13 protein-coding genes are annotated in these 12,401 nt (G+C 40.5%); 8 read left to right on the forward strand and 5 right to left on the reverse strand.

The features are described 5' to 3' along the window. Window positions 1-205 precede the first annotated feature (205 nt). Window positions 206-1,981, forward strand: a complete 1,776-nt coding sequence (spxB, locus tag NMM17_RS08185) for a pyruvate oxidase (protein ID WP_000191804.1) — start codon at window positions 206-208, stop codon at window positions 1,979-1,981. A 58-nt stretch (window positions 1,982-2,039) separates the two neighbouring features. Then, window positions 2,040-2,387 (forward strand): VOC family protein, encoded by a 348-nt coding sequence (locus NMM17_RS08190; RefSeq protein ID WP_001052638.1) that lies wholly within the window; start codon window positions 2,040-2,042, stop codon window positions 2,385-2,387. Window positions 2,388-2,552: 165 nt separating this feature from the next. Here NMM17_RS08190 and NMM17_RS08195 read toward each other — a convergent pair whose 3' ends face one another. Further along, window positions 2,553-2,897, reverse strand: coding sequence for a lipopolysaccharide assembly protein LapA domain-containing protein (locus NMM17_RS08195; RefSeq protein WP_000913393.1), 345 nt, complete (start codon window positions 2,895-2,897; stop codon window positions 2,553-2,555). 326 nt (window positions 2,898-3,223) lie between these two features. On the opposite strand from NMM17_RS08195, the gene NMM17_RS08200 reads away from it, so the two are divergent. From NMM17_RS08200 to manA, 3 genes are all read left to right on the forward strand, one after another. Next, a complete protein-coding gene (locus NMM17_RS08200) occupies window positions 3,224-3,484 on the forward strand; it encodes a SemiSWEET family transporter (RefSeq protein ID WP_001291472.1) in 261 nt (86 codons plus the stop codon). Between the two features lie 208 nt (window positions 3,485-3,692). Next, window positions 3,693-5,132, forward strand: a complete 1,440-nt coding sequence (locus NMM17_RS08205; RefSeq protein WP_000136868.1) for a 6-phospho-beta-glucosidase — start codon at window positions 3,693-3,695, stop codon at window positions 5,130-5,132. Between the two features lie 120 nt (window positions 5,133-5,252). Then, the gene (gene manA, locus NMM17_RS08210) at window positions 5,253-6,197 is read left to right on the forward strand and encodes a mannose-6-phosphate isomerase, class I (RefSeq protein ID WP_049516551.1); all 945 of its coding nucleotides are present in this window, start codon (window positions 5,253-5,255) and stop codon (window positions 6,195-6,197) included. 40 nt (window positions 6,198-6,237) lie between these two features. Here the strand turns inward: manA and NMM17_RS08215 are convergent, their stop codons facing one another. Then, window positions 6,238-7,578 carry a sodium-dependent transporter gene (locus NMM17_RS08215; protein WP_120718877.1) on the reverse strand — a complete coding sequence of 447 codons (1,341 nt, stop codon included), beginning with the start codon at window positions 7,576-7,578 and terminating at the stop codon, window positions 6,238-6,240. A 235-nt stretch (window positions 7,579-7,813) separates the two neighbouring features. Between NMM17_RS08215 and NMM17_RS08220 the strand changes: the two genes are divergently transcribed. Next, a complete protein-coding gene (locus NMM17_RS08220; protein ID WP_000274780.1) occupies window positions 7,814-8,554 on the forward strand; it encodes a MerR family transcriptional regulator in 741 nt (246 codons plus the stop codon). 41 nt (window positions 8,555-8,595) lie between these two features. Here NMM17_RS08220 and NMM17_RS08225 read toward each other — a convergent pair whose 3' ends face one another. Genes NMM17_RS08225 through NMM17_RS08235 form a run of 3 tightly spaced genes read right to left on the reverse strand, consistent with a single transcriptional unit; the run spans window position 8,596 to window position 11,237 of the window. Then, window positions 8,596-9,117 (reverse strand): DUF1697 domain-containing protein, encoded by a 522-nt coding sequence (locus NMM17_RS08225; RefSeq protein ID WP_000400044.1) that lies wholly within the window; start codon window positions 9,115-9,117, stop codon window positions 8,596-8,598. A gap of 37 nt (window positions 9,118-9,154) precedes the next feature. After that, on the reverse strand, window positions 9,155-10,333 hold the full coding sequence (locus tag NMM17_RS08230) for an NAD(P)/FAD-dependent oxidoreductase (protein WP_004241636.1): 1,179 nt from the start codon (window positions 10,331-10,333) through the stop codon (window positions 9,155-9,157). A 58-nt stretch (window positions 10,334-10,391) separates the two neighbouring features. After that, window positions 10,392-11,237 (reverse strand): DegV family protein, encoded by an 846-nt coding sequence (locus NMM17_RS08235; protein ID WP_000219922.1) that lies wholly within the window; start codon window positions 11,235-11,237, stop codon window positions 10,392-10,394. 124 nt (window positions 11,238-11,361) lie between these two features. Between NMM17_RS08235 and NMM17_RS08240 the strand changes: the two genes are divergently transcribed. Continuing rightward, window positions 11,362-11,919, forward strand: coding sequence for a TetR/AcrR family transcriptional regulator (locus NMM17_RS08240; RefSeq protein ID WP_000004135.1), 558 nt, complete (start codon window positions 11,362-11,364; stop codon window positions 11,917-11,919). Between the two features lie 18 nt (window positions 11,920-11,937). Continuing rightward, the coding region (locus tag NMM17_RS08245; RefSeq protein WP_254754219.1) for a cytidine/deoxycytidylate deaminase family protein at window positions 11,938-12,401 on the forward strand (464 nt) is incomplete at its 3' end.

Below are 12,401 nucleotides of genomic sequence, written 5' to 3' on the forward strand. Positions count from 1 at the left end.
TGATTTTCATTGAGTATTATAAAACAGAAGCTAAAAACGTTTTCAAACTGTACTGTAATAGAGAATAAAAACTTCTGAGCAGATTCTTAGTAAAGTCAAAATAAATGTGATAAATTAGTATTGTAAAAATTTACTGAAACGTTTTCAAAAACTATATGAAACCTTTTTTAGTAGATTTAAAAATATTTGAAGGAGAGTTATCATTATGACTCAAGGGAAAATTACTGCATCTGCAGCAATGCTTAATGTATTGAAAACATGGGGCGTAGACACAATCTACGGTATCCCATCAGGAACACTCAGCTCATTGATGGATGCTTTGGCTGAAGACAAAGATATCCGCTTCTTGCAAGTTCGTCACGAAGAAACAGGTGCTCTTGCAGCGGTTATGCAAGCTAAATTCGGCGGCTCAATCGGGGTTGCAGTTGGTTCAGGTGGTCCAGGTGCGACTCACTTGATTAACGGTGTTTACGATGCAGCTATGGATAACACTCCATTCCTAGCAATCCTTGGATCACGTCCAGTTAACGAACTCAACATGGATGCTTTCCAAGAATTGAACCAAAACCCAATGTACAACGGTATCGCTGTATACAACAAACGTGTAGCTTACGCTGAGCAATTGCCAAAAGTAATCGACGAAGCTTGCCGTGCTGCAGTTTCTAAAAAAGGTCCAGCTGTTGTTGAAATCCCAGTAAACTTCGGTTTCCAAGAAATCGACGAAAATTCATACTACGGTTCAGGTTCATACGAACGTTCATTCATCGCTCCTGCTTTGAACGAAGTTGAAATCGACAAAGCTGTTGAAATCTTGAACAATGCTGAACGTCCAGTTATCTATGCTGGTTACGGTGGTGTTAAAGCTGGTGAAGTGATTACTGAATTGTCACGTAAAATCAAAGCACCAATCATCACAACTGGTAAAAACTTTGAAGCCTTTGAATGGAACTATGAAGGTTTGACAGGTTCTGCTTACCGTGTTGGTTGGAAGCCAGCCAACGAAGTGGTCTTTGAAGCAGACACAGTTCTTTTCCTTGGTTCAAACTTCCCATTTGCTGAAGTATACGAAGCCTTCAAGAACACTGAAAAATTCATCCAAGTGGATATCGACCCTTACAAACTTGGTAAACGTCATGCCCTAGATGCTTCAATCCTTGGTGATGCAGGTCAAGCAGCTAAAGCAATCCTTGACAAAGTAAACCCAGTTGAGTCTACTCCATGGTGGCGTGCAAACGTTAAGAACAACCAAAACTGGCGTGATTACATGAACAAAATCGAAGGTAAAACTGAGGGTGAATTGCAATTGTATCAAGTTTACAATGCAATCAACAAACATGCTGATCAAGACGCTATCTACTCAATCGACGTAGGTGACACTACTCAAACATCTACTCGTCACCTTCACATGACACCTAAGAACATGTGGCGTACATCTCCACTCTTTGCGACAATGGGTATTGCCCTTCCTGGTGGTATCGCTGCTAAGAAAGACAATCCAGATCGCCAAGTATGGAACATCATGGGTGACGGTGCATTCAACATGTGCTACCCAGACGTTATCACAAACGTTCAATACGACCTTCCAGTTATCAACGTTGTCTTCTCAAATGGTAAATATGCCTTCATCAAGGACAAATACGAAGACACAAACAAACACTTGTTTGGTTGTGACTTCCCTAATGCTGACTATGCGAAAATCGCTGAAGCTCAAGGTGCTGTAGGATTTACAGTTGACCGTATCGAAGACATCGATGCAGTTGTTGCAGAAGCTGTTAAACTCAACAAAGAAGGTAAAACTGTTGTGATCGATGCTCGCATCACTCCACACCGTCCACTTCCAGTAGAAGTACTTGAATTGGATCCAAAACTTCACTCAGAAGAAGCAATCAAAGACTTCAAGGAAAAATACGAAGCAGAAGAACTCGTACCATTCCGCCTCTTCTTGGAAGAAGAAGGATTGCAATCACGCGCAATTAAATAATTCCTTCGTGGAACTTAAAAAGATCGGAGCAATCCGGTCTTTTTATGGAGGATAGTAAATGAATTTAAATCAATTAGATATTATCGTTTCAGATGTTCCCCAAGTCTGTGCTGACTTGGAGCGTATTTTGGATAAAAAGCCCGATTATGTTGATGACAGTTTTGCTCAGTTTACGATTGGCAGTCACTGTCTGATGTTGTCCCAAAATCATTTGATTCCTTTGGAAGATTTTCAGTCAGGAATCATTCTTCATATCGAGGTTGAGGATGTAGACCAGAATTACCAACGGTTGAAAGAACTTGGTATCCAGGTTTTAAACGGACCAACTGTAACCGATTGGGGAACAGAGTCCTTATTAGTTAAAGGGCCTGCTGGTCTAGTGATTGATTTTTATCGTATGAAGTAGGTAATTCTATTATCAAATTTTTTATCTAAACATTCTTGGAGTGAAACTTAAAAAGATCGGAGCAATTCGATCTTTTTTGTATTTATGCGACTTTCAGTCCGTCTCGCTCCGTTAGGTGCGAGACAAAAAACCACCCGTTTTCACGGGTGGTTATGATTTCTACACTTATTGTTTGGCTTCCTGTTTTAATTGTTGCACCTGTTCCTCGTACTGGACAAGCTCCCTGTCTTTTATATTGATAGTCGCTTCTGCTTCAGCAATGCGGCTTCTCAGATCTTGAGTCTTGTTATGGTGATAGCTAATACCAATAGCACTACCAGCAATGATCCCGATTACTAGACAAGTAAAAATCACCAAAATCAAGGGAGCAGATAGTTGTGTAAAGACAAGACTGACAGTTACTGTTTGACGATTGAGTAGACCAAATGAGATCACAATGACTAATAAGCTCAAACCGCCAATTAGATAAGCCTTATCTTTCAGTGACAATTCATTAAATTTTTTTAGCATAAGTTCCTTTTCTCCTGACTATGTTGATAGAAAACTACACACCATTTAGGTATTAACAAAATTCATTTTACTAGAAAATTTCGATACTGTCAATAATTTCTAACGGCTTATTTACCATCAATCAATCGATTCATTGAAAAGGAGTATTCATTTTCTAATATTTGATTGAGTAAACAGAACGGAGCAATTCGGTCTTTTTTCTGTTCCCTCTTTCTTATAACAAGATTGTGATAGTTTATATCTTTATAACAAAAGTTTTAAAGACTTGATTGTTTTGAAAGAATATTTTAAAATAAGATTCAGTAAAAATGAAAGAGGTTTTGAAAATGTCTGAAAAACAAATGAAAATTTTAGGTTGGGTAGCGACCTTTATGTCTGTTATGATGTATGTGTCTTACTTCCCACAAATCATGAACAATCTGGCTGGTCAAAAAGGAAATTTCATCCAGCCCTTGGTTGCTGCCATCAACTGTAGTCTCTGGGTTTACTACGGTCTTTTCAAAAAAGAAAGAGATATCCCCCTTGCAGCAGCTAATGCACCAGGTATTATTTTTGGCCTAGTGACGGTTATTACAGCTTTGATTTAAAAGGAACAGAGGAGACTAGTTTTCAGTCTTCTTTTTTGTTTCAGGGGAGGCTATTTACTTTTTCTAGAGGATAATTTTTTAAAAAACAATCTGATAAACTTAAATAGTAGAATAGTATCAGTATGTCACAGTATTTTATAAGAAAAGGTTTACAGAATAAGTTATAATATAAGTAAATGAACAAGCAAATAAGAAAGTGAGTAGAGTTATGACCGAAAAACTGACTTTTCCGGATGGTTTCTTGTGGGGCGGAGCGACAGCTGCCAACCAGTGTGAGGGTGCTTATAATTTAGAAGGTCGTGGATTGGCGAATGTGGATGTCGTCCCCATCGGTCCAGATCGTGAAGCCATTATCACAGGTCAGAAAAAGATGTTTTCGTTTGAGGAGGGCTATTTTTACCCAGCCAAGCAAGCTATTGATATGTACCATCATTACAAGGAAGATATTGCCCTTTTTGCGGAAATGGGCTTTAAGACTTATCGTCTATCCATTGCTTGGACTCGGATTTTTCCTAAGGGCGACGAAACAGTGCCAAATGAAGCTGGTCTAGCCTTTTATGAGGATTTATTTAAGGAGTGCCACAAGTATGGTATCCAACCTCTGGTGACTATCACTCATTTCGACTGTCCTATGCACTTGATTACAGAGTACGGTGGTTGGCGCAATCGTCGGATGTTAGACTTCTATGAAAAACTTTGTCGCACACTCTTTACCCGCTATAAGGGTTTGGTCAAATATTGGCTTACCTTCAACGAAATCAACATGATTCTCCATGCCCCCTTTATGGGAGCTGGGCTCTGTTTTGAAGAAGGAGAAAATCAAGAACTGGTTAAATATCAGGCTGCACACTATGAGTTGGTAGCTTCAGCTCTTGCGACAAAGATTGCCCACGAAATTGACCCAGAAAATAAGGTGGGATGTATGTTGGCTGCAGGGCAATACTATCCTAACACAGCCCATCCAAGAGACTACTGGGCAGCCATGGAGGAAGACCGCAAGAGTTACTTCTTCATTGATGTTCAAGCGCGTGGGGAATACCCAAACTACGCCAAGAAGCAGTGGGAGCGTGAGCGAATCGAGATTCAAATGACTGCAGAAGATTTAGAGTTGTTGAAGGACAATACTGTTGACTTTGTTTCCTTCTCTTACTATGCAAGTCTAGTAGCCTCAGGTGATCCAGAAGTTAAAGAATTAACTGCTGGAAATATCTTTGCCTCTCTCAAAAATCCTTATCTTGAATCCTCAGAATGGGGATGGCAGATTGACCCACTTGGTCTTCGTATCACCCTCAATGCTATCTGGGATCGTTACCAAAAGCCAATGTTCATCGTGGAAAACGGTCTAGGTGCTATGGATACACCGGATGAGAATGGTCATGTAGCAGATGACTATCGGATTGCTTACTTAGAGGCTCATATCAAGGCCATGCGAGATGCCATTTACCAAGATGGCGTTGACTTGCTTGGTTATACGACTTGGGGCTGTATCGATCTGGTTTCAGCTGGAACAGGCGAAATGAACAAGCGCTATGGCTTTATCTATGTAGATCGAGATAATGCTGGTCATGGAAGCCTCAAACGTAGCAAGAAGAAATCCTTCTACTGGTACAAGGATGTCATTGCCAGCAATGGTGCAAGCATTGAGTAGAGCACATTTGTTCACTATTTTTATAAAATCTTCTCCCTACTTTATAATATGTGAAAAAGAGTTCAATTAGATGGAGCTTTTTGCTATAATGAGGGGAGAAAAATCAGACAGGAGATCGACATGTCAGAACCATTATTTTTACAATCAGTTATGCAAGAAAAAATCTGGGGTGGAACCAAGCTACGTGATGAGTTTGGTTACGACATCCCAAGTGAAAAAATCGGAGAATATTGGGCCATCTCAGCCCATCCAAATGGAGTCTCTAAAGTTGCCAATGGACGCTACCAGGGAACAGACCTCGCTACTTTGTATGCGGAACATCGTGAATTGTTTGGCAATCGTCCTGAGCCTGTATTTCCACTTTTGACTAAGATTCTGGATGCCAACGACTGGCTCAGTGTCCAAGTTCACCCAGACGATGCCTATGGACTAGAGCATGAAGGTGAACTTGGAAAAACAGAATGCTGGTACATTATCGCAGCGGATGAAGGTTCAGAAATTATCTATGGTCACAATGCCAAGTCAAAAGAAGAACTCCGCCAGCAAATCGAGGACAAGAACTGGGATGCCTTGTTGACAAAAGTTCCTGTAAAGGCTGGAGATTTCTTCTATGTACCAAGTGGCACTATGCATGCTATTGGTGCGGGCATCTTGATTCTTGAAACCCAACAATCTAGTGACACCACCTATCGCGTCTATGACTTTGACCGTAAGGATGATAATGGCAACTTGCGTGAACTTCACCTTGAAAAATCTATCGATGTCTTGAATATTGGCGAGCCTGCCAATAGCCGTCCTGTAACTATCAAAGCAGATGATTTACGTTCCACTCTCCTTGTATCCAATGATTTCTTTGCAGTTTACAAGTGGGAAATTACTGGAAAAGTTGACTTCGAAAAGACAGCTGACTACAGCTTATTCAGTGTCTTGGCTGGTCAAGGTCAACTAACTGTTGACGGGAAAAATTATCCAATCCAAAAAGGTAGCCACTTTATCCTACCAAGTGATGTTGAAGCTTGGACATTGGAAGGGCAAGGTCTGGAATTGATTGTTAGCCATCCATAAAAAAGAAAGGGCCTGAGTTTACTACTCAAGTCCTTTTTGATTACATAAATTGGGCGATGAAGACCACGATGATGATGATTGGAATGATGAAACGAAGAAGGAAGAGCCAGACTTGGAACAGTCCCTGTTTCCATGCTGTTTCATCAAGATGGAGTTCCTCCATTGCAAGAGCCTTTTTAAAGATATAGCCTGTAAAAAGTGAAAGGCAGAGAGCTCCAAATGGCATAAGGAGATTGGAAACCAAGAAGTCCATAGCATCAAAGAAGGTCTTCCCAAAAATATGAACATCTGCCATAATACTGTAAGATAGGGCTGAAGGGATTCCAAAGACAAAGGTCAAAATTCCTAAAATAACACTCCATTTGGCACGCTTGCTGTTGTCCTGATTGGTGATATTGCCTACATTGATTTCCAACATAACGACAGAAGAAGTGACCGTCGCAAAGAGGAAGAGCATGAGGAAGAGGATGTAGAAAATGGTTCCAAAAGGCATCTTGTCAAAGAGCTGAGGCAAGACGATAAAGAGCAGGCTCGGTCCCCCTTCAGATTGGATATTGAAGGCTGACATGGCTGGGAAAATGGCTAGACCCGCCATGATAGATACTGAAATATTCATGACTACGATGGAAATCCCTGACTGGACTAGATTGGTTTTTTTGTCCAAATAAGAAGCATAGGTCAGCATGGCTGTAACCCCTAGTGAGAGGGCAAAGAAAGATTGTCCCAGAGCATAGAGGAGACCAGCACTTGTCAGCTTAGAGAAGTCTGGTTTTAGGAAGTAAAGAACCCCTTCCATGGCATTTGGCAAACTGAGAGAGCGCCCAATGATGACAACAAAGATGATAAAGAGCAGGGGCATCATGACTTTCGAAGCTCTTTCAATCCCTTTTTGAACCCCACGTGATACAATGAAGATATTCAATAGGATAAAGGCTGCTTGAGCTCCTAGGGCAATGGCTGGATTTGAAATGATTGAAGTAAATAACTGAGCATAATCACCCGTTCCACCAAGTTGGAACAATTTTCCAAACTCAATGCCTAGATAGACTAAAATCCAGCCACCAATAACACTGTAAAACGATAAAAGGATAAAAAGGGCAAAGGCACCAATCCAACCGATAAAGTTGTACTTGCTATTCTTTCCTAGTTTTCCAAAGGTTTTGATAGCTGAGACACCAGCACTTCGGCCGAGGGCAAACTCAGCTAGCAAAAGGGGAAAACCGATTAGAATAGTGGAGATGAGAAAGACTAGTAAAAAGCCTCCTCCACCGTTAGCAGCAGTCATATAAGGAAATTTCCAAACGGCTCCAAGTCCGATGGCTGAACCAGCAGATGCTAGGATAAAGCCCAGTTTAGAACCCCATTGCGATTTTTCAGACATAGTTAAACTCCTAAAATTAGTATTACAAAAGAAAAAGCTACTGCCCTTGGCAAATAGCCTCATAAGTACTCAAAATGAGCCTTTCTTTTGATTGATAGACTTGACTATCCTATCATGTTTTCTAAGGTCTGTCAAGAAAACCATTTTCATGTTATGATAAAGTAAAAAAATTTCGCAAAAACGCTTGACTCTGACCTAAGGGTAGGGGTTATACTATCATTGTAAGGAGGAAATCATGTACCATATAAAAGAAGCTGCGCAGCTTTCGGGTGTCTCTGTCAAGACCCTGCACCACTACGATAAGATAGGGCTTTTGGTTCCTTTAAAGTCGGAAAACGGCTATCGAACATACAGTCAGGAGGATTTGGAGCGACTTCAGGTCATTCTTTATTACAAATATCTAGGTTTTTCTTTAGAAAAAATAGCAGAGCTATTAAAGGAAGAAAGGACAGATTTATTGCCCCATCTGACCAGACAGTTGGACTATTTGACTCGAGAAAGGGAACATCTGGATACCTTGATTTCAACCTTGCAAAAAACCATTAAAGAACAAAAAGGAGAAAGAGAAATGAGCATTCAAGAGAAATTTGCTGGATTTAACTACCAAGACCATCAAAAATACCACCAAGAGGCGGTAGAGAAATATGGACAAGAAGTCATGGACCAAGCGCTGGAGCGCCAAAAAGGTCACGAAGACGAGGCTACAGCTGCCTTCAACCAAGTTTTTCAAGCTTTGGCACAAAATCTTCAAGCTGGTCTACCTGTAACAGCAACCGAAAATCAAGAAGAAGCCACTAAACTCTTGCAAGCCATCCGTACTTATGGATTTGACTGCTCTATTGAGGTATTTGGTTATATCGGTAAAGGCTACGTCTACAACCCAGAATTTAAGGAAAACATTGACAAATTTGGACCTGGAACAGCCCAGTACACATCAGATGTCATTGCCTATTATGTCCAAACTCAGACAAAATAAAATCGGAGGAGCATTCTTCCGATTTTTACTAAATTCAAGCACTATTTGCTTAATAATTTTTCTACCACATTTAGTTTTCGCATGGTCAAATCTACATTAAAAAGCTTTTCAAGATAGTTGGTATGGAGTTTCTTTTGTTTAGCAGTTCTAGGGAGATAGAGGTAAAGACAATGGTTACCGATACAAATTTCTTCTTCACCGTAATCAATTTTCAATTTTTCTAAAGGGAGACTTTGAATAGATTCTTGATAAAAAATCACATGTATACGGTCATAAAGATAGTGTTCTCCAAACGGGTTTTCTTGGACAATTTTTTTAAAATCACTTTTGTTCTTGATAACCATTTTTAAGTCGGCCCCAATTTTTTCCTTTATCAGAGTATGAACACATTCTCGTATTTCTTCTAAATCTAAATCACTTTCAAGAATGATATTCCCACTTTGAATATAGGTTCGAACGTGTTGAAAACCAGCTTCTGTTAAAATATCTACCAAATAAGACATTTTCGGGATAGCATTTTTTCCATTAGGAGTAACACCTCTTAGTAAAATAATATGTTCCAAAGGACTTCCTTTCTTATTTTGTATTTTAGTCATTCAATTATTTATATATTTGATTTGAGCCTGCCACCCAACCGGTACAGAGGGCTGAAGTGATATTAAAGCCACCCGTGTGGGCATTGATATCCATGACTTCGCCAGCAAAGTGAAGGCCAGGTACCAGCTTACTTTCAAGGGTTTTAGGGTTGATTTCCTTAAGACTGACACCACCCTTGGTAACAAAGGATTTGGCGAGAGACATTTTACCAGTCACAGGGATTTTGAGGGTCTTAATAGACTGGAGAAGTTGTTCTTGTTCCTTTTCACTCAACTGTTTGACTTTGTCAGGATAGCCTTGCACAAAAAAATCTGCCAAGCGTTCTGGAAGCAAAGTTTTTAAGGCATTTTTCAAGGATTTTTCCCGATTTTCTTCTAGAAATGTAGTCAAGTCATTTTCAGAAAGATGAGGCAAGACATCCAGTGAAAGGATTTCACCACCCTTGACAAAACTAGACATACGTAGGGCAGCAGGGCCAGACAAACCAAAGTGGGTAAAGAGCAAATCGTGAGTGATGACATGCTTACCATAGCTTAGGGTCACATCGTCCAGCGAAATACCCTGCAAGACCTTGTGTGGAAAATCTGTCAACAAAGGACTCTCAGCGGCCTCAAGTTCGGTGATGGTGTGCTTAAAATGACGGGCGATCTCGTGACCAAACCCAGTTGAACCAGTCGAAGGATAGGATTTACCACCTGTTGTGACAATGAGTTTCTCACAAGTGAAGGTTTGGTCTGCGGACTTAAGGACAAACTGGTCGTCTATCTTTTTAACCGAAACAATCTCCGTTTGAGTAGCAACTCGACCACCGAGTTCAGTGATTTTCTTTTCCAAGGCCTCGATAATGGTCCGAGACTTGTCACTAGCAGGAAAGACGCGTCCGTGGTCTTCGACCTTAAGTTTAACACCATTTTCTGTAAAAAAATTAATGATATCATGGTTATCAAATTGGGAGAAGACACTGTAGAGAAAGCGCCCATTTCCAGGGATGCCAGCTAGCAGGTCGTCCAAGCTACCATTGTTGGTCACATTGCAACGTCCACCACCAGTCCCAGCTAATTTTTTTCCAAGTTTCCGATTTTTTTCGATAAGGAGGGTTTTCTGTCCATAAAAGCTACTGGAAATCGTAGCCATCATACCAGCAGGTCCTCCACCGATGACAATAGTATCAAAATGTTTCATAGCTCTATTGTACCACAAAAAAACAAGAGATGATGGTCACCTCTTGTCAAGAATGCAATTAATCAATTTCATATCCCATCAGCAAACCACCATCTTCTGCATAAAAACTGCAGAGACCAGATGTTGGGATAATTTTAATATCTGCTTGTGGGAAGGTTTCGCGAATTCGCTCTGAGAGCTGTTGGCAACATTTCTCGTTATTGCGTTGGGCCATGATAATACGTCCACCAGCATATCCAGCTTTTACTAACTCATCATAGGCAGCTTGAACTGATTTCTTTGGTCCTCGTGCTTTTTGTAGTAGTTCGAGAGTTCCGGTTTCACTAGCTTCTCCAACCATACGGATGTTGAGAAGGCCAACGACTGTACCGATAAGCTTGCTCAAACGGCCGTTTTTCACCAAGTTATCGACCTTGGCCAGAACAAAGAGCAACTTGGTTTTTTCTTGATAGGCAGTGATAGCTTCAACCACTTCTTCAAAAGACAAGCCCTGGTCAATCAAGTTATTCAATTTTTCTACGAGCAAGTCAACTTCCCCACCAGCAGACAAACTATCAATTACATGAATTTTAGTATCAGGATGGTCTTCAAGATAAATATTCTTTGCTAGTTGAGCACTATTGTGACTGCCAGAAAGAGTACCAGTGATGGTTACTAGGAAAATATTTTTGGCTCCTTCAAATGCTCGTAAATAATCATCTGGGCTTGGACAAGCTGATTTTGAAGCTTCTGCAGTTGCATACATGGTTTCCATCATTTGGTCAATGTCAAGATTGGCATCATCAACAAAGACCTGATCAGCTACTTGAATGGTTAAGGGGACACTTATAAAGGTCGTGTCAATAGCTGGTGTTGCCAGCTGACGATAATCACAACCAGAGTCAGCAATAATCTTCCAAGTCATAGAAATTCTCCATCTTTGTCAGTTATACATTGACAAAGGTTCTGTCTTTTTTTACAATTATATCATGAAAGCCCTTGAAACAAAAGCCTCATCCGTCTGTTGTGACAAGTAGAAAGAAAATGTTATGTCTGAACGTAGAATCTCTGAAAAGTCTCTTGAAAATCTCAGAAAATCAAACCAAGAATCCAATTTATTAACTAGAGAAGCCATCGAAACAGCCCTCTTGCAACTCTTGGAAAAAAAGGACTTGACCAAGATTAGTATTTCTGAATTGGTCAAACGTGCAGGCGTTTCGCGTGCGGCCTTTTATCGCAATTATGATTCCAAAGAGGAGATTTTAGAAAGCGTCTTTAAACGAACTGTCCACAATATTATGGAACAGTTGCATCATTATGATTTAAAGACAGACCTTTATCTGGTCTGGGTTCACCTTTTCCGAGAGGCCAGAAAGGAAGCCAGAGTGATTCAATTGGCCTTGGATTACCATCTGGAAAAAATCTTTGTCCAAGCCATGCAGGAATTTTTAGAAAAATACCATGGGAAATCAAAAGGTGTCAGCTCTTATCTTCATTCCTTTTGGAGCTCGGCCATCGTTTCTGTCCTTCTAAAATGGATCAAGGATGGCATGAAGGTACCAGCTGAAAAGATTGCAGATTTAGGTTTACCATTTTTTAAAAAATAGAGAAAAAGGAGAAGAGATATGACTGAAAAAAGACTAGCATGGGATGAGTATTTTGCAGCCCAAGCCTTACTAATTGCCAATCGTTCCACTTGTAAACGTGCCAAAGTGGGCGCAATTTTGGTAAAGGATAATAAAGTTATTTCCACTGGTTATAATGGTTCGGTGTCAGGGACTGAGCATTGTATTGATCACGAATGTCTGGTCATCGAAGGTCACTGTGTTCGCACTCTTCACGCAGAGGTTAATGCCATTCTCCAAGGTGCAGAACGTGGGGTTCCCAAAGGCTTTACAGCCTATGTGACCCACTTTCCATGTCTAAACTGTACAAAACAATTGCTTCAGGTTGGTTGCAAGCGTGTGGTTTATATCAACCAGTACAGAATGGACGACTACGCCCAATACCTTTATCAAGAAAAAGGGACAGAATTGACTCATTTACCACTTGAGACAGTACAGACAGCTCTTAAAGAGGCTGATCTAAT

Source organism: Streptococcus sp. CF7_Ac1-12 (assembly GCF_024295905.1).
Taxonomy (GTDB): domain Bacteria; phylum Bacillota; class Bacilli; order Lactobacillales; family Streptococcaceae; genus Streptococcus; species Streptococcus mitis_AP.

Excerpts from the sequence above, each read along its gene's own strand:
- spxB (WP_000191804.1), top strand. The coding sequence starts at position 206 with ATGACTCAAGGGAAAATTACTGCATCTGCAGCAATGCTTAATGTATTG.
- NMM17_RS08190 (WP_001052638.1), top strand. The coding sequence starts at position 2,040 with ATGAATTTAAATCAATTAGATATTATCGTTTCAGATGTTCCCCAAGTC.
- NMM17_RS08195 (WP_000913393.1), bottom strand. The coding sequence starts at position 2,897 with ATGCTAAAAAAATTTAATGAATTGTCACTGAAAGATAAGGCTTATCTA.
- NMM17_RS08200 (WP_001291472.1), top strand. The coding sequence starts at position 3,224 with ATGTCTGAAAAACAAATGAAAATTTTAGGTTGGGTAGCGACCTTTATG.
- NMM17_RS08205 (WP_000136868.1), top strand. The coding sequence starts at position 3,693 with ATGACCGAAAAACTGACTTTTCCGGATGGTTTCTTGTGGGGCGGAGCG.
- manA (WP_049516551.1), top strand. The coding sequence starts at position 5,253 with ATGTCAGAACCATTATTTTTACAATCAGTTATGCAAGAAAAAATCTGG.
- NMM17_RS08215 (WP_120718877.1), bottom strand. The coding sequence starts at position 7,578 with ATGTCTGAAAAATCGCAATGGGGTTCTAAACTGGGCTTTATCCTAGCA.
- NMM17_RS08220 (WP_000274780.1), top strand. The coding sequence starts at position 7,814 with ATGTACCATATAAAAGAAGCTGCGCAGCTTTCGGGTGTCTCTGTCAAG.
- NMM17_RS08230 (WP_004241636.1), bottom strand. The coding sequence starts at position 10,333 with ATGAAACATTTTGATACTATTGTCATCGGTGGAGGACCTGCTGGTATG.
- NMM17_RS08235 (WP_000219922.1), bottom strand. The coding sequence starts at position 11,237 with ATGACTTGGAAGATTATTGCTGACTCTGGTTGTGATTATCGTCAGCTG.
- NMM17_RS08240 (WP_000004135.1), top strand. The coding sequence starts at position 11,362 with ATGTCTGAACGTAGAATCTCTGAAAAGTCTCTTGAAAATCTCAGAAAA.